16 protein-coding genes are annotated in these 16,463 nt (G+C 43.3%); 4 read left to right on the top strand and 12 right to left on the bottom strand.

Translation table 11 applies throughout. From position 1 onward, the window contains the following. Positions 1-14: 14 nt before the first annotated feature. Positions 15-2,627 (bottom strand): alanine--tRNA ligase, encoded by a 2,613-nt coding sequence (gene alaS, locus IPJ86_09085; protein MBK7887439.1) that lies wholly within the window; start codon positions 2,625-2,627, stop codon positions 15-17. 59 nt (positions 2,628-2,686) lie between these two features. Between alaS and IPJ86_09080 the strand changes: the two genes are divergently transcribed. From IPJ86_09080 to IPJ86_09070, 3 genes are all read left to right on the top strand, one after another. Beyond that, positions 2,687-3,658 carry a M23 family metallopeptidase gene (locus IPJ86_09080; protein ID MBK7887438.1) on the top strand — a complete coding sequence of 324 codons (972 nt, stop codon included), beginning with the start codon at positions 2,687-2,689 and terminating at the stop codon, positions 3,656-3,658. Positions 3,659-3,841: 183 nt separating this feature from the next. After that, positions 3,842-4,780, top strand: coding sequence for a Bro-N domain-containing protein (locus IPJ86_09075; protein ID MBK7887437.1), 939 nt, complete (start codon positions 3,842-3,844; stop codon positions 4,778-4,780). Positions 4,781-4,835: 55 nt separating this feature from the next. Further along, positions 4,836-5,180 carry a MerR family transcriptional regulator gene (locus tag IPJ86_09070; protein ID MBK7887436.1) on the top strand — a complete coding sequence of 115 codons (345 nt, stop codon included), beginning with the start codon at positions 4,836-4,838 and terminating at the stop codon, positions 5,178-5,180. A gap of 219 nt (positions 5,181-5,399) precedes the next feature. Here the strand turns inward: IPJ86_09070 and IPJ86_09065 are convergent, their stop codons facing one another. Genes IPJ86_09065 through IPJ86_09055 form a run of 3 tightly spaced genes read right to left on the bottom strand, consistent with a single transcriptional unit; the run spans position 5,400 to position 7,650 of the window. Further along, complete coding sequence (locus tag IPJ86_09065) at positions 5,400-5,831, bottom strand: GtrA family protein (GenBank protein MBK7887435.1); 432 nt, start codon at positions 5,829-5,831, stop codon at positions 5,400-5,402. Positions 5,832-5,840: 9 nt separating this feature from the next. After that, the gene (rfaD, locus tag IPJ86_09060; GenBank protein ID MBK7887434.1) at positions 5,841-6,806 is read right to left on the bottom strand and encodes an ADP-glyceromanno-heptose 6-epimerase; all 966 of its coding nucleotides are present in this window, start codon (positions 6,804-6,806) and stop codon (positions 5,841-5,843) included. 4 nt (positions 6,807-6,810) lie between these two features. After that, entirely contained in the window at positions 6,811-7,650 is an 840-nt protein-coding gene (locus IPJ86_09055) for a 1,4-dihydroxy-6-naphthoate synthase (protein MBK7887433.1), read from the bottom strand. An 83-nt stretch (positions 7,651-7,733) separates the two neighbouring features. On the opposite strand from IPJ86_09055, the gene IPJ86_09050 reads away from it, so the two are divergent. Then, positions 7,734-8,864 (top strand): endonuclease/exonuclease/phosphatase family protein, encoded by a 1,131-nt coding sequence (locus tag IPJ86_09050; protein ID MBK7887432.1) that lies wholly within the window; start codon positions 7,734-7,736, stop codon positions 8,862-8,864. 3 nt (positions 8,865-8,867) lie between these two features. Here the strand turns inward: IPJ86_09050 and IPJ86_09045 are convergent, their stop codons facing one another. The 8 genes from IPJ86_09045 to IPJ86_09010 form a co-directional block, all read right to left on the bottom strand. Then, the gene (locus tag IPJ86_09045) at positions 8,868-9,302 is read right to left on the bottom strand and encodes a hypothetical protein (GenBank protein ID MBK7887431.1); all 435 of its coding nucleotides are present in this window, start codon (positions 9,300-9,302) and stop codon (positions 8,868-8,870) included. Further along, complete coding sequence (locus IPJ86_09040; GenBank protein MBK7887430.1) at positions 9,299-10,174, bottom strand: hypothetical protein; 876 nt, start codon at positions 10,172-10,174, stop codon at positions 9,299-9,301. Before IPJ86_09040 ends, IPJ86_09045 begins: the two co-directional genes overlap by 4 nt. 17 nt (positions 10,175-10,191) lie before the next feature. Beyond that, positions 10,192-11,496, bottom strand: a complete 1,305-nt coding sequence (locus tag IPJ86_09035) for a hypothetical protein (protein ID MBK7887429.1) — start codon at positions 11,494-11,496, stop codon at positions 10,192-10,194. A gap of 8 nt (positions 11,497-11,504) precedes the next feature. Next, complete coding sequence (locus IPJ86_09030) at positions 11,505-12,005, bottom strand: hypothetical protein (GenBank protein ID MBK7887428.1); 501 nt, start codon at positions 12,003-12,005, stop codon at positions 11,505-11,507. Continuing rightward, positions 11,983-12,846, bottom strand: coding sequence for a hypothetical protein (locus tag IPJ86_09025; GenBank protein ID MBK7887427.1), 864 nt, complete (start codon positions 12,844-12,846; stop codon positions 11,983-11,985). Before IPJ86_09025 ends, IPJ86_09030 begins: the two co-directional genes overlap by 23 nt. 123 nt (positions 12,847-12,969) lie before the next feature. Continuing rightward, a complete protein-coding gene (locus IPJ86_09020) occupies positions 12,970-14,919 on the bottom strand; it encodes a menaquinone biosynthesis decarboxylase (GenBank protein MBK7887426.1) in 1,950 nt (649 codons plus the stop codon). A gap of 55 nt (positions 14,920-14,974) precedes the next feature. After that, a complete protein-coding gene (locus tag IPJ86_09015; protein MBK7887425.1) occupies positions 14,975-15,865 on the bottom strand; it encodes an RHS repeat protein in 891 nt (296 codons plus the stop codon). Beyond that, positions 15,807-16,301 (bottom strand): YbaN family protein, encoded by a 495-nt coding sequence (locus IPJ86_09010; GenBank protein ID MBK7887424.1) that lies wholly within the window; start codon positions 16,299-16,301, stop codon positions 15,807-15,809. The genes IPJ86_09015 and IPJ86_09010 overlap by 59 nt, the downstream gene beginning before the upstream one ends. Between the last annotated feature and the right edge of the window lie 162 nt (positions 16,302-16,463).

Genomic DNA, 16,463 nt, shown 5'->3' with positions numbered 1-16,463 from the left:
GGAGTACGAACACTTTACGAAGAAAAAATATTTTTCGCGCCTTCGAGTGCTTTTGTGAGCCCTTCGGGATTTTTGCCTCCGGCGGTGGCATAGAAGGGTTGTCCGCCTCCCCCTCCCTGGATTTCTTTGGCGAGGGTGCGGATGATTTGAGTGGCGTTGAGGGATTTGTCGGCGACGACTGAGTCGGAGATGATGACGGATAAGTGCGGCTTGCCATCTACGTTAGAACCCAGGACACAAAAGAGATGATCCACCTGCTGTTTTAATTCGAAGGAAATATTTTTGATGGCATCGGCATTCAGGTCGACTTGTTCAACGATCATATTTACACCGCCGTTTTCAACGATTTTCTTCAGTAGTTCTGCTTTTACCTGACGGGATTTCTCGAGTTGTAAAATGTCCAGCTGCTTGCGCAAGGATTCATTTTCTTCGAGAAGGGCCTCTACACCTTTCACCACATCTTTCGGATTTTTTACCAGTTCCTTAACCTGATCTAAGGCGGAAAGCTGTTCATTCAACCAGGCTTCGGCGACATCAGCGGTGATGGCTTCCATACGTCGAACTCCGGCAGCGACAGAACTCTCACCAACAATTTTAAAATAACCGATTTCCCCTGTCGCTTTCACATGGGTACCGCCGCAAAGCTCCACTGAAAAATTTCTATCGAAGGTGATCATTCGCACAAACTCTCCGTATTTCTCTCCGAACAAAGCCATCGCACCACTCTCCTGCGCCTGTTTAATAGGGACATTGCGCTGCTCATTGAGTGCAATATTTTCGCGAATCTTTTCATTGACCAGCACTTCTATCTGATGCACTTCTTCATCGGTCACTTTAGCAAAATGGGAGAAGTCGAAGCGGGTATATTCATCATTGACCAGCGATCCCTTCTGTGCCACATGAGTTCCCAGCACCTTTCGGAGGGCCGCATGCATAAGATGGGTCGCGCTATGGTTGCGGGTGATTAGAGAGCGTCGTGCAAAATCTACACGCGCTGTAAATACCGCATTCACATCTGCAGGAAGCTGATCACAAAAATGCACGATGAGATTATTTTCCTTTTGCGTATCGGTAATACGGATTTTCGCTCCATTGTATTCCAACACACCGGTATCTCCAACTTGTCCGCCACTCTCTGCATAAAAGGGAGTACGGTTCAACACCAGTTGATATTGTTCTTTATTTCCCTTTTTAATTTTCCGGTAGCGCAAAATCTCCGAAGGACATTCCAGCAATTCATATCCCACAAACTCCACCGCATCTTCCTCACGGACCGTGGTCCAGTCGTCGGTACTCATGGCAGTGGCCTGACGCGAACGGTTCTTTTGCTCAGCCATGCAGGCGTTGAAGCCCTCCATGTCCACCGACTTATTGCTCTCCCGCGCCATCAACTGCGTGAGATCAATCGGGAATCCGTAAGTATCGTAGAGTTCGAAAGCGAAGTCGCCCGCGATCGGATTTCCGGTATAGGCCTCGAACTTTCTTATACCGGTATCGAGTGTCCGAAGAAAGGAAGCTTCTTCTTCATGAATAACACGAGTCACAAAATCTTCCTGTGCTTTTAACTCCGGAAAGACAGTTTTAAATTGTTCGGCAATCAAGGGCAGTAATTTATACAGAAAGGGTTCCTTGATCCCGAGGAAGGTAAAGCAATAACGCACTGCTCTGCGCAAAATTCGCCGAATCACATAGCCGGCCTTATTGTTCGAGGGCAATTGTCCGTCGGCAATGGTAAAAGAAATGGCGCGAATATGATCTGCAATCACACGCATGGCGATATCCGTCTTCTCCGACTTCCCATAAGCAATGCCCGACACCTTCTCCATAAAATGAATGGTTGGCGTAAACACATCCGTATCATAATTTGAAACTTTTCCCTGCATGGCCATGCATAAACGTTCAAAGCCCATTCCGGTGTCCACATGTTTTGCAGGCAATGGCTCTAGGCTTCCATCCGCTTTGCGATTAAACTCCATGAAAACGTTGTTCCAGATTTCAATCACCTGCGGATGACTTTCATTTACGAGTTGTTTACCATCCAGCTTCTTCCTCTCCTCTTCGCTGCGCAAATCAATATGAATTTCTGAACATGGGCCACAGGGACCGGTCTCCCCCATCTCCCAGAAATTATCCTTCTTATTGCCACGCAAGATTCTGTCTTCTGCAATCCACTTCTTCCAAAAATCAAAAGCTTCCTGATCAAACGCCAGCTTCTCCTTCTCATCTCCTTCAAAAACGGTCACGTAGAGTCTGTCCTTGGGAAGCCCATACACCTTTGTCAACAGTTCCCAGGCCCATTCAATCGCTTCCTCTTTAAAATAATCCCCAAAAGACCAGTTGCCCAGCATCTCGAACATGGTATGGTGATAGGTATCCACGCCCACTTCTTCGAGGTCATTGTGTTTACCGCTCACGCGCAGACATTTTTGGGTATTTGCAACACGCTTTGCAAACGCAGGTTGGTTCCCGAGGAAGATATCTTTAAACTGATTCATTCCCGCATTGGTAAACATGAGGGTAGGATCATTTTTAACAACAATCGGAGCTGAAGCAACGATCGTATGGCCTTCGGATTGGAAGAAATCGAGGAAGGACTGACGTATTTGAGCTGAAGTCTGGGTACTCATTCTGTTTGGTAGGAGAAATCTGTTATTTTTGTAATGACGCGCAAAGTTAATTAAAAGGTATGCCCAAGACGAAGTATTATTTCAACACGGATTCGCTGAAATTCGAGCGTGTTAAAATCACTTTCAAAAAGAGATTTTTGAGGGTAATGGGCTGGCTTTCAACTGCTGCAGTATTCGGAACGATTGTACTTCTGCTGGCCTACTCCTTTTTAGATTCACCGAAAGAAAAGCAGTTGAAGCGGGAATTGAGCGCGGTCACCCTGCAATACGAGCTTCTCCAGCAGCGAATGGATCTGGCATATGCGGTGCTGGACGACCTTCAGAAGCGGGATGATCAGGTCTATCGGGTCATTTTTGAAGCAGAGGCGATTCCGGAAGAAGTGCGACAGGCGGGATTTGGCGGAGTGAACCGATACCGCGATCTCGACAACTATGATAACTCGGAATTGATGACGAACACTTCCCGATCCATGGATAAGTTGTACCGGAGATTGTATATTCAGAGTAAATCTTACGACGAAGTATTTGAACTGGTAAAAAAGAAAGCGGAATTACTGGCGTCCATTCCCGCCATTCAACCTGTGACCAAGAGCGGCATTGCCCGACTGGCTTCCGGTTTCGGCTATCGGATTCATCCCATCTACAAAACCCATATGATGCATGAGGGAATTGATTTCACTTCCCCTATCGGAACAGAAATTTATTCGACAGGGAATGGCATTGTGGCGAAAGTGGAATATAACGGCAGAGGCTATGGGAATCATATCATCATCAATCATGGTTATGGGTATTCCACCTTGTATGGACATATGAGCAAGTTCGCGGTGAGGCCGGGACAAAAAATAAAGCGAGGAGATATCATAGGCTATGTAGGGAATACCGGATCTTCTACCGGTCCGCATGTGCATTATGAAGTCATCAAGAACGGCAAGAAAATCAACCCGATCAATTTCTTCTTCAACGATCTCACGGCGGAAGAATACGAAAAGATACGAGAGCAGGCTTCACAATCCAATCAGTCGTTTGACTAAGGAGGAATGGAAGTTTGGAAGATTACCAAATAGAATTAATATAAGTCAATTGATAACAACTAATCAATCCTGACGTAGTGTAATCACTCTGAATAAAAACGTATCCTTCACCTCAACTGACAAATTCGAATTTTCACTATCTAACTTTAGAAACAAAATTTTAACCTATAACCAATTAATGAAATGAGTAAGAAAAATCAACTTAATAAAATTGCTATTTTCGAAGGAAAAGAAGTCAGAAAGGTTAGTGTTGACGATGAATGGTACTTTGTTGTTGAAGATGTAATTAAAGCTCTCACTGATTCTGTTGATCCTAAGCAGTATATAAGTAAACTGAGGCAGAGAGATGAAGAACTTTCCAAAGGGTGGGTACAACTTGTACACCCCCTTCCTATTATGACTGCCGGCGGCAAGCAAAACATCAATTGTGCTAATACTGAGGGGGTTTTCAGAATTATACAGTCTATTCCCTCTAAAAAAGCAGAGCCATTTAAAAGGTGGCTGGCAAGGGTTGGTAAAGAAAGGCTTGATGAAATTGAGCAACCATCAAAAGCCATTGAAAGGGCGAAAGGCTATTATCTTGCCAAAGGGTACAGTGCAGAATGGATACAAACACGAACAGCTTCAGTTGATACAAGGCATACTTTTACAGATAGGTTAAAAGAGAGTGGGATAAATGAAAGCTATCAATATGCAATCTTGACCGATGAATTATATAAATCCGCCTTTGGCTTAAATTCATCGGAATACAAATCTCATAAAGGTTTAAAAAAGGGAGACAGTTTACGCGATAATATGACCCCACTCGAATTGGCAGCCACCATTTTCAGTGAAGCAACATCCACCGAAATAATAACTAATACCGGAGCAAAGAATTTTGTTGAAACAAAAAGTGCAATACATATTGCCGGAAGTATCACAAAAGAAGCAATCGAAAAGATAGAAAAGCAAACCGGGAAAAAAGTAGTAACACATGAAAACGCACAAGAATTAGATACTCCAGAAATAAGAAAAGAATTAGCTCAAAATAAAACGACAAATTCAGAAAGTGTATTAAACAATTTCGACCAAAATCTTGTAGAAATATTAAATACACCGCCTACGAAGGATGATGAGAATTGAGTAAATCGTTTTTTTTGAATAACCCTATACATGTACCAAAATACCTATAAACAGCATGGCACCAATAATAGATTTCGATAAAGAGCCCGAGCGCCTGTACTATCCTATCGGAGATGTGGCGGAGCTATTCCATGTCAATGCCTCGCTGATTAGATTCTGGGAGAAGGAATTTGATATTTTAAAGCCCAAGAAAAATAAAAAAGGAAATCGTTTACTTACTGCAGAAGATGTTGCCAATCTGCGTGTCATTTTTCATCTGGTAAAAGAGAAGGGCTATACCTTAGAAGGAGCGAAAAAGATGCTCGAGCAAAAAGGAGACACCCTGGCGAGAGATGTAGAGATCAAGGAAACTTTACTTCGCACCAGGAAATTTTTAGAGGAATTGAAGGCTCAGTTGTGATGACAGGTAGTGACAGGTCGCGACCTGTCATAACGCGGATCCATGCATGTCGCGATGTGTAATGACAGGTCGCGATGTGTCACTACGATGTAAACTATGATCGTTTTGTTAATGATCACAGGTCGCGATGGGTGATGACAGGTCGCGATTGGCAGGTCGCGACCTGTCACTGTGTAAACTATGAACGTTTTGTTAATGATGACAGGTCGCGACCTGTCACTACCTAAATGAAAACGATTTGTGTACCACAAAACTCAAAACGCCGATGCTCACCGCTGACACGGCCCGGGCCAATGTAGGATACCATTCCAATTGACGGATGAGGAAACTCATTAAGAAATAATTCAGGATGAGGACCAGGATGGCAACCATCACATAACGGAACAGTTGCTTATGGGTTTCCAATTCTGATTCTTTAAAGACCAGGAATTTTGTGAGGGTAAAATTGGTCAGGAGTCCGATGGTATAACTCAGGATCAGTGAAGCGGTAGGTGCAGAAACGGTATAGAAGCCAAAGATATCGATGTCCTCTTTTTTATACAAATAATTAAAAGAAACGAAGTACACCACCACATCCACCCAGGTGGCTAATCCGGCAGAAATTAAATAGCGAATTATTTTCGATTTCAAGAGTGGCTTCAATGCTTGCATTCCTTCCGGTTAATAGTATTTAGCTGTAGAAAGATAATTTTTCACATAGTCATTTACACCTTCTTCCAGCGAAGTAAAAGGCTTATTGTATCCGGCATTTATTAACTTTTGCATCTTCGCTTCCGTAAAATACTGGTACTTGTCGCGAATATCGGCAGGGATATCGATAAACTCAATATTCGGTTCAACATTCAAAGCATTAAAAGTAGCGGACGCAAGATCAAAGAAGGATCTGGCTTTTCCGGTACCCAGATTATAAATGGAAGAGGGCACCTTATTTTTCATGAGGAAGATGCATACTTCAATCACATCTTTAACGTAGATAAAATCGCGTAGTTGCCAACCATCTTTATAATCGGGACGATGCGATCGGAATAACTTCACCTTCCCATTTTCCTTGATTTGATTAAACGCATGAAAAATGACGGAAGCCATTCTTCCTTTGTGAAATTCATTGGGGCCATACACATTAAAAAACTTCAATCCCGCCCATTGCGGAGGCTGCTTCTTCTGCTCCAATGCCCAGCAATCGAAATACTGTTTCGACCATCCATAGGGATTCAAGGGTTGTAAGCGTGGCACTCCGGCAACATCATCGTCATAGCCGAATTCACCTTCTCCATATGTTGCTGCAGAGGAGGCATACACCAATGGTATTCCATGGTCGCTGCAGATATTCCAGATACTTTGCGAGTAAAAAAGATTCAACCGGTTAAATATTTCCATATCGAATTCGGTGGTATCTGTGCGGGCACCAATATGAAATATGAAATCTACATCCTTGAAATTTTCAGCCAGCCATTCCGGAAAAGCATCTCTATGGATTTTTTTCTCAAACTTCTTCCCCAACAGATTTTTTTCCTTTGCAGGAGTATGAAATTCATCCACAAGAATCAGATCCTCATGTCCCAATTCATTTAATCTGCCGGTTAAGCAACTACCTATGAAACCATCTGCGCCGGTTACTACTATCATATTTTCAGACTAAATCATTAATAAATATTGGCTCCATTGCCTCCGGGAAGAAACCGGAGTCGTGGCCCAGTTTGAACATCATGCGAATGGCCTGTTTGCCTTCCTCGCCCAAATCTAAAGAAAAATTATTCACATATAATCCGATATGCATATTCTGCACTTCCCTGCTCATCTCTAAAGCATATTTCCCGATATATTCGACGGAATCTTCGGGATGACGGAAAGCCCATTCCACACTCTGCCGAACCAGACTTTGAATTTCAGCCTTTTTCGTTTCGGGCAGGTTTCTTTTGACTGCTATACACCCCAAAGGAATTGGTAACCCGTATCGCTGCTCCCAAAGTTCCCCCAGATCGGCCACTTTATGCAAACCCTTTTCGGCATAGGTAAAACGGCTTTCATGAATAATTAATCCGAGAGGAAATTCCCCGCTAAGTACTTTATCTTCAATTTCAGAAAATAAAACTTCCGTTTTCAGGGTCAGTTGAGGAAAGAAAATACTTAAGAGCAAGTTCGCAGTTGTATTTTTTCCGGGAATGGCAATTTCCATTGAAGTAAGATTCGACATATCAATCGGTTCCTTACTCACAATCAGCGGACCGCACCCCCGACCAAGAGCACTCCCGGAAGAAAGTATCTGATAGTTAGCGGAAACAGCAGGATAGGCGGCGAAACTCATTTTCGACACTTCGAGATGAGCATTTTCTGCCAATCTGTTCAGGGCTTCCACATCCATGATCACCGGATCCACAATTAAAGAACTTCCTAAACGATTGTTAACAAGCGCCTCAAAAATAAAAGTGTCGTTCGGACAGGAGGAGAAACCAAGTTTCAGATTGTTCATATTTTGCAAAGGTAATGCATCTGCATATGGATTAATTATGGATAATTTTATTTTACTTTATCGTGAAAATATTTTACTCAAAAATGGATGAAATAACTACTAAAAATGAGAAGAAGGATAGAAATATCTGGTTAAAACTTGTTTTTAGTATTAACCTCTTCATGGCTTTGCTTTTACTTTGTTGCCAGACAGCGATGCGGATCAGTCCCGAAAAACTCTGGATTTTACAACCTTTATCCAACACATTTCCGGTTCTGTTACTCATCAACCTACTTTTTGTCATGTTCTGGACAAGCAGAAAAAGTCGTCTCGCCTTTCTCTCTGCTGCCGTCATACTCATCGGCCATGATAAATGCAGTCAACTGTACCGGCCCGGTTTGTTCAAGGTAGAAGTCATGCAACCGAAAAATGCATTCAAAGTGCTCTCCTATAATGTCCGTCTTTTTGATTTATACAACTGGACCGGCAATCTGGAAACAAGAGCGTCTATCTTCAAATTCTTCAAACAAGAGCAACCCGACATCCTTTGCATTCAGGAATATTTTCATGATGATAAAGGTAATTTTCAAAATAACGATACCATAAAAAAACTCATTAACGCCAACTTCGGAACGATCAAGTACAGTATTACTCTTCGCAAAACCAGTCATTGGGGATTAGCAACTTTCAGTAAGTTTCCGATTCTTAATGAAGGCACTGTCTTTTATGAGGCAGGGAAATCTAATTTCTGTATTTATTCTGATCTGGACATCAACAACAAAACGGTTCGTGTTTACAATGCGCATTTTCAGTCGAATCATTTTAAACAGGAAGAGTATGAATTTCTGGAATATCCTGATTCGCTGGAAAGCAATAACAACAAACTCAAAAACACGAAAATTATATTGAGGAGAATAAAGAAAGCCGCTATTAAGAGAAGTCAACAGGTAGATGAACTGAAATTACATATGGCTGCTTGCCCCTACCCGATTATTCTTTGTGGAGATTTTAACGATACACCATTTTCATACACTTATCAAACCTTAAAAAACGATTTAGATGATTCATTTATAGAAAAAGGAGAAGGATTCGGGAGCACTTATATTAAACTTCCCATCAATTTCAGAATCGACTACATACTACATAGTCCCAACATTCAAACGCATTCCTTTCGGGTGAAGAACGGAAAACTCAGCGACCACTACCCTATTCAGAGCTGGTTAAGTATTCCCTGATTTTTATTCTACGACAACAATGGAGCCTGTATTTTCTGTATTACTAGTATTACCATCTCTATCGACCACCCTCACTTTGTAAAATAATTGTTCAGGACCGGCATTGTTTACAAGATTTGTATAGGGCAACACTACTTTCATCGTTCCGCGGATAGCGGGTGTTCCTTCAGCGGCAATTCTACCGATTCGAAATCCGAACTGCAATTGATTGCGTTGATCCACCAGAAATAAATTCTGCGTAAAGGGACTATTTTCACCGAGGTCTCCATCACCATCTTCGTAATAAATCTCTACCACAATACTGTCGGTAAACGCTTTCACACTATCCGGATAAATAGAACGCACTTCAATGCGCGGCACTTCTGAAAAAGGCGACTCTTCTTTTTTACAGGAAGAAAGGCCTGCCAGCAGCAGCAGGAATAACCAGGGTCTAATCATAGCTGGAACGAGAAATTTGTTTTATAATACGAATAGGAAGTATTCTTTGGCATTTCAAAAATCTGATTCAGGATGGGATCTTTGATATAGTAGCGCATGAACACTTTTGATCCCGCAGGAAATTGTCCGGTGTTCACACTCACCACCCATCCCCAGCAAACGGGACCATTCACCCAGGTCGCATTGGCAGAAACCGCGTTTGAAAAATCATTTGGATCAAGACTAAACTTCATTTGATTTAACAAAAGTTTTTTATCCTCTGTTTCCTCATCATCGACAAACACCCAGAAATCAATTTGTTGTCCGTAGGGAGCAGGAAAAGCCACACTCCAACTGGACCGCAAAACATCGATGCGGTTAAAGGAAGCATCATAGGCGTTATATCCTGCCACTTTTGGAGGTAAATTCGCCAGCACAGGCAATACACCTCTGGCATCCGGCGCACCGTTCAATATCCATGTTTTGATATGACCGAGATCTTCAGTACTCAATGCATCCATATAAATCGGCATACGTGGAATCAATGAATCATGCCTGGTGACACGGTGATACAACCACGATTTTCCGGTATCTCGCGGCACAACACGATAGGTGTATTTTTCATTGATGGTATTCTTCACTACCGGCTGATACACGAGCGTGTAGTAGGTGGATTCCACTGTTCTGAAATCAGGTTCAAAGGTACCGCCATGACAACTGGGGACTGCACATCGGGGAGCAAAAATATTTTTATGCAAGCCTGCGATCGAATTCGGATCAGGACTTGCCGTACTTCCACCATCCTCCGACACTTCGGCAGGAAACGGATTCTCCTCCTTAGCACAGGAACAAATGATCATAGCGATCAAAGCGGCGAACAAATATGTCTTCATCTTCATATTCCTTCTTCTTAGCTGGTGAATGCCTGGTACAAGGGACTTCCGGGCAGATATCCTTGCGGAATGTCGGGATGGAATCCAAGTACATGTGCAATGGTGGGAACAATATCTATACTCTCACCGGTCACATTTGTAATCACATTATTTTGCACCACCTTTCCGGCAGGGCCTGCCACGAGACAAAATATTTCTCGCGACATCGTATCGGAATGATCCAGACCATAGCGTCCGTAAGCGTCACGAATAGAATTATGCTGTGCATTGCGACCGATTTCAGGAACAACAATCAGGACGGTATCGTTCGCCATCCCGGGCGTTTGCTGGATGGTATTCCACAAGCGGCCAACAGCATAATCCGCCTTACGCATATTATTGCAATACTCCGTGAAATTCGAATGACCTGCATCCACTCCGGTCATATTCACCACCGTTAGTTCGGGGGAAAACTCCTTTATAATTTCCTCAGCGAAGAACATATTGAACATATCGCTGTTCATCCCTGTACCAATCTGCCAGGGATCCCAAAGCTGATTGTTCTTTTGTCGCGTTGCGAGATTTCCATAAAAACTCTGAATCGCCAAACGATCGGATTCTGTATTCCTCACCATCGGGACATCCTGCAGGACAGGTTCAACAAATGAACGATTCAGAAAATCGCGCATGGTACCCATCTTTTGCCTTTCCGTTGTTGTGAAGGACCGGCAGAGATCAATGGGCTTATAGTTTCCGCTCGTAAAAACACTCAACGGACTAAAAAAATTGGCGCCGTATTGCGCGCCATAGTCGGGGCTGATGCTATAGGCGAGGTTTTCATTCTCCCCTATATGATCCGACACCCACCAGGCATTCAAGGCAGAATTGGAAGGACTATTGTGTTTGCGGTAATACTCGAACAAGGTAGGATACGCAGCCGGTTGATTGAAATTAATATCATATCCGGTATAACGGCCGGTGATAGCCGTAAAATGCCCCTGATAATGTCCGGGAGAAATATTCGCATAGCGAAACCCTTTGAACAAGGTACCATAGTCCTGCAATGGCGTTGCCAGCACCGGCGCAGGAACCGGATCAAAGCCGGGAAGGATATCCGGAGAGATGGATTCTGTTCCGCGAAGGATATTCGGCATCAGATTTCCCTCTGCTTTATCGATGGACTCCAGATTTCTGACACCACCTGCATAGAGGCAGAGCACGACATGGTTCGCGAGGCGGGTACCGGTGGCTGCAAAGAGTCGACCGGAAGGTAATATATACGGAACTGCAAATGCACCTGCGGCGGACAGTCCCAATGACTTTACAAATTTTCTACGATTCATATCTTTCTTTAGAAATAACTATATTCTTCTGCACTCATAAACACATAATACACCATGACCGGATTCATCGAAGTATCCTGCGTAATTTGATTCTGCACTGTCCATCGTTCCAGGTCAGAGGGATCTCTTTTATAGAAACGACGGTAGGTATCTCCTACAAATTTCTCAGGGTCACTGCGCATCTCTGCTACAGATGGAATGACGGCTGCAGTACGCTTCAGCAAATCGCGGATGATCATATCGCGTATCATTTCCTTATCACTATTGGCATCATAGCAATAAATGGCCTCATCCAATTCAGAAGTAGTAATCTGCTTCTTCATGACATCGGCAAAGGCTCCCGAAACAAACTGCCGATCAGTTTTCACTGCCTTCTTTTGACCACCCTGTATTTCCACAAGGATGGGTTCCACCTCATAGATCGGTTCCGGTTCCATGCAGGCGGTGAAGCAGGCAGCAAGGAGGAGAAACAGCGTATTTCTTAATTTATTCACCACGCAGGAATTCATTGGTTAAGAATATTTGACGCATCAGTAATTTATGATCCATCGTATTACTGAAACTGTTTGTATAATTCAGCAACTCTGAAGTATTGGGTTCACGATAGAGATGCTCCCTGAACAATGCTCTCACCTGGCCTTCTTTGAAAGGACGGGAAGAGAAAAATATCTGAATAAAATCTTCCTTTGATGCACCGGTCTGCAGAAAAAGATAAGCAGGGAAACCTTCCAGCATCGTACCGGACTGATCCAGTTCATCCAAAGTGGGTAAACGAAAGAGGAAGAAGCCAAACACCGCTTCGATCCAGGCATCTCCATAACCATTGGCATAAGTGAAGGCCACAGAGGCTGTCATCCGACGCTGCACTTCCGCCAGATTTATTGTTCCGTTGATATAATCCTGCTTAGCCGTCTGCAATTGCTGCATGGCAAAGAGTTGACGATTCAAAATTGCAGTATCAATCGTACTTGTACTATTTAAGTCATCCTGAATATCATCGATGATATCATTAATTTCTGAAGATGTAATTGCTTCCAGCAGCAGATCATTTTTTGACACATACTGACTCGTCTTATATAAAGGATTTGCAAACAGGCGATCCAATAAATTTGAACGATCATTCACCGAGCAATTATTCCTTGCCAGAAAATTAATCTCATTGACCATATCCGTATCGGAAGGAACGGTGCCAATAATCGCCAGATAGACTTTTTGCACATATTGCCTGATCTGCACCGATGAAACCGTAGGATCAGAAGGTGCTACATTGCCGGAGATGATCTCCGATTCCTTTTCACAGGAGGAGCAACTGAGCGCAACAATCAGTAACAGATATAGGATCCCTTTCACGAAAACAAATTTCGTTTGCGGAAGAGGTATAAAAAAGTTGAACTAAGCAAAGACCTTACAAAAGTCGATTTCTTAAAGAACAAAAAACGTTAAAACCTTACAACACCTTTTAACCCTTTAATACTATTCTGCAACCGGATTACTTAACGCTTCCGGATCAGCAACAGCACCACCTGCATACAACTGCCGACTGTACTTTCGGGAGGGCGAAGGAATCATTGGACCCAAACCCAGCTTCGACCAAATAGCATCTATACGATTCATAGTTGTTTCATCGGAAGCTAAAATATTGGGCCAATCGCGGTCAAAACCATCAAATTCTTTCAATTTACGTGTGCCGTCGAAAGCGATATGATTCACTTCTCCCTGTTTACCGGCAGGGAAATTAAAGTGATCGCGTTTAGGGTCGAAGTTATTGGAGAAACGCCAGACGGCATCGGCCACATCAGCAATTTCCATGGTATGTTCCAGAAAGATCAGCACCTTCACTAAACGAAACGCGTCCATCTCCAGTAATTTTCCGGCAAGCTCTTTTACATGACCTTTGCGATTCTTTTCTATGGAAACAAACACCAATGGAACGCCGATTTCCAGCAATGAACTATTTACTTCCCTGATTTCAGAATACATTTTAGATGCTTCCAAAATAGCAGGAACAGATTTATTCAAATCTCCGATAATTACTTTGTCAGAAAGTGCACCGGGCAATGTTTCCTCTTCCAGCTTCGCAGTTGCATCCACGCCCATCTTTCCTCCGAAAGCCATACGGGAACAACTATGATCGAGTACATCTGTAGGACCTTGTGAAAAAGTAATGTCGCGCAACGGATCCACATGATTGGCGATATACTGCGCCACTTCCACCTGATTGTGAATATTCACATCTCCATCCACAATCACCATCATTTTGGTAAACATCATTTGTCCGGCTCCCCAGAGCGAATTCATCACCTTTAACGCCTGACCGGGATAATCTTTTCTGATCTTCACAATCACGAGATTATGAAACACACCTTCAACAGGTAGAACCATGTCCACAATCTCCGGAACCATCGTCATCTTTATCGGTGCCAGAAAAATGCGTTCGGTGGCTTTTCCGATCCAGGCATCTTCCTGTGGAGGGATCCCCACGATGGTGCAGAGATAGACAGGATCTTTTCGGTACGTGATAGCCGTTATATGGAAACGGGGATAATAATCCGCGAGGGAATAATAGCCCGTATGATCACCAAAGGGACCTTCAAGAATAAACTCTTCGTTCGGATCCACATAGCCCTCAATGACAAAATCTGCATCTGCAGGTACGTGCATATCAATCGTCAGACATTTTACCAGCTCCACCCGCTTCTTGCGCAGAAAACCCGCCAGCATAAATTCATCCACGCCGTCGGGCAAGGGCGCTGTCGCGGAATAAGTATACGCCGGATCTCCGCCGATAGTAACGGCAACGGGCATACGCTGTCCAAGCTTTTTATATTCATTAAAATGACGAGCCGATACTTTATGACGGTGCCAATGCATTCCGGTCATGGTGGGTTCAAAGACCTGCATCCGATAGAGACCCACATTGCGAATACCGGTATGGGGGTCGCGGGTTTGTATGACGGGCAAGGTGACAAAGGGACCCCCATCTTCCGGCCAGCACGTCAGTACAGGCAATTTGGTAATATCCGGATCCTTCATCACTACTTCCTGACAGGCTCCTCTCCCACTCACTTCCTTCGGCATCCAGGAGGCAATTTCTCCCAACTGAGGAAGCATCTTTAACTTATCCAAAAATGAATGCTTAGGTCCCGTCATCGTTTTAAAAAGTTGTTCGATCTCCGCGGCTACATCATCCAATTTTTCCACTCCAAGCGCCATCGCCATCCGCTTCTCGGTTCCCATGGAATTGATCAACACCGGAAAATCATAACCTGTGTTCTCGAATAACAATGCGGGACCATATTGTTTGGAAATACGGTCAGCGATTTCCGTAATCTCCAACTTCGGACTCACATATTCACGAATACGCACCAACTCGCCTGCTGCTTCAAGCACCTTAATAAAATGTTGCAGATTTTTATATGCCATTCTCTTTTTCTATTACATGGATAGAACAACCGGTTGAACAGGAAGTTTTATCCTATTAAAAAAATTCATATTCATAGCGGCTGGAGAGATGTGTATCTCGCCCGGCGCGTGTTAAATCTGTTTCATACACGGTTTCCTCCAGCAGGCGACCGCCATCGTCGTACGACATGCGATTCCGCGAAATCACAAATCCATTACCATCCGACAAAGCTTCTTCCGTCACGCGTCCCAGTTCATCGTATTCGTAATCGCTCACCCGCGTATAAAAACCATTGGATACTTTTCGTTTCAATCTTCCCAATTCATCATACTCTGAAAGCTGACGTGAAACCAACTTTCCTTCACCGTTAAACTTCGCCACTATTGTTTCCTTGCCTTCCTCATCGTAATCCAGCTTCACACTCGCCACCAATTTCCCGTCCTTATCGTATTCTTCTTCACCTGCAAGATTCCCCTTTTCATCATAGCTAAATCGAAACTCACGGTTACACTCAGCCGGCGAATTAATTTTTCTGCTCATCAACCTAGACTGATCATCATACAGCAAATCTTCCTCCGCTTCAAATTCACCATCCGCATCGTAGCGATGAATTTTTACCGGTTGCGCATGGGTACCGTAGGTATATTCCGTCTTCTCACCGGGATCTTCCCCATAATACTTTATAATCATTAACGGATATCCATCACCGTTACGGGTAGTCAGAAAACGCTCGCTGATATTATCGGAAGGAATTTCAAAAATATGTTCGATGAGATTTCCCCGATCATCGTAATTGAACGTATGTACTTCTTCCAATTCACCGTTCAGGTCATACTTTTCTTCACTTACTAAAAGATTCTTCTCATCATATGATGCGACGAGCATTAAAACTTCGCCGACATCAGAATCATTTCCCCCTCGGAGTGGAGACTTGAGAGGAGTGGTGAACTTCCTTAGTGTTTTCAAGGGATTTGACAGAGCCATATTCAGTGGATTGAGGTATAGGTACTATTGCGGGTTTACTCTTTCTTGTTTTAACAGATAAAATATATGCATTGATCGCCAATATGGAGAAAAAAATAATCCATTTCACCCACACCAACTTCACCATAAATATGGCACTGAAGGAGAGACTTATGGTTACGAGTAAAATGGCCAGAACTTTTGTCTTCATGCGCATCCCCCTTCCTCTTTTCCAATCCATAATTTGTGGACCAATTTGAGGATGTGCTAAAATTTTACGCAGCATACGCGGAGAACTTTTCGCAAAACAAAAACTCGCCAAAATAAAAAACACCAGTCCCGGCATCATCGGCAAGATAAAACCGGCAATGCCCAGTCCTGTGAAAAGGAAACCGAAAACGATCCAGACGGGTTTAGGGAGATTGATTTTATCCAACATAGTTTTTGCACGGTCAGCCGACAGCCATCCAACGTGCCCACAAAGGTAAACAATGCACCCCATGACTTGTTTAATTTATCTCTATAATCATCCAAAACATGTCATTTTTTCAATGATTTTCAGTGTCTTTTCAACAATTCAAATAAATATTTATATCTTAAC

The sequence above is a fragment of the Bacteroidota bacterium genome (genome assembly GCA_016713925.1).
GTDB lineage: Bacteria > Bacteroidota > Bacteroidia > AKYH767-A > OLB10 > JAJTFW01.
The sequence above is the reverse complement of the archived record's forward strand: the minus strand, read 5'-3'. Positions and strand labels throughout refer to the sequence as shown.

Excerpts from the sequence above, each read along its gene's own strand:
- alaS (MBK7887439.1), bottom strand. The coding sequence starts at position 2,627 with ATGAGTACCCAGACTTCAGCTCAAATACGTCAGTCCTTCCTCGATTTC.
- IPJ86_09080 (MBK7887438.1), top strand. The coding sequence starts at position 2,687 with ATGCCCAAGACGAAGTATTATTTCAACACGGATTCGCTGAAATTCGAG.
- IPJ86_09075 (MBK7887437.1), top strand. The coding sequence starts at position 3,842 with ATGAGTAAGAAAAATCAACTTAATAAAATTGCTATTTTCGAAGGAAAA.
- IPJ86_09070 (MBK7887436.1), top strand. The coding sequence starts at position 4,836 with ATGGCACCAATAATAGATTTCGATAAAGAGCCCGAGCGCCTGTACTAT.
- IPJ86_09065 (MBK7887435.1), bottom strand. The coding sequence starts at position 5,831 with ATGCAAGCATTGAAGCCACTCTTGAAATCGAAAATAATTCGCTATTTA.
- rfaD (MBK7887434.1), bottom strand. The coding sequence starts at position 6,806 with ATGATAGTAGTAACCGGCGCAGATGGTTTCATAGGTAGTTGCTTAACC.
- IPJ86_09055 (MBK7887433.1), bottom strand. The coding sequence starts at position 7,650 with ATGAACAATCTGAAACTTGGTTTCTCCTCCTGTCCGAACGACACTTTT.
- IPJ86_09050 (MBK7887432.1), top strand. The coding sequence starts at position 7,734 with ATGGATGAAATAACTACTAAAAATGAGAAGAAGGATAGAAATATCTGG.
- IPJ86_09045 (MBK7887431.1), bottom strand. The coding sequence starts at position 9,302 with ATGATTAGACCCTGGTTATTCCTGCTGCTGCTGGCAGGCCTTTCTTCC.
- IPJ86_09040 (MBK7887430.1), bottom strand. The coding sequence starts at position 10,174 with ATGAAGACATATTTGTTCGCCGCTTTGATCGCTATGATCATTTGTTCC.
- IPJ86_09035 (MBK7887429.1), bottom strand. The coding sequence starts at position 11,496 with ATGAATCGTAGAAAATTTGTAAAGTCATTGGGACTGTCCGCCGCAGGT.
- IPJ86_09030 (MBK7887428.1), bottom strand. The coding sequence starts at position 12,005 with ATGAATTCCTGCGTGGTGAATAAATTAAGAAATACGCTGTTTCTCCTC.
- IPJ86_09020 (MBK7887426.1), bottom strand. The coding sequence starts at position 14,919 with ATGGCATATAAAAATCTGCAACATTTTATTAAGGTGCTTGAAGCAGCA.
- IPJ86_09010 (MBK7887424.1), bottom strand. The coding sequence starts at position 16,301 with ATGTTGGATAAAATCAATCTCCCTAAACCCGTCTGGATCGTTTTCGGT.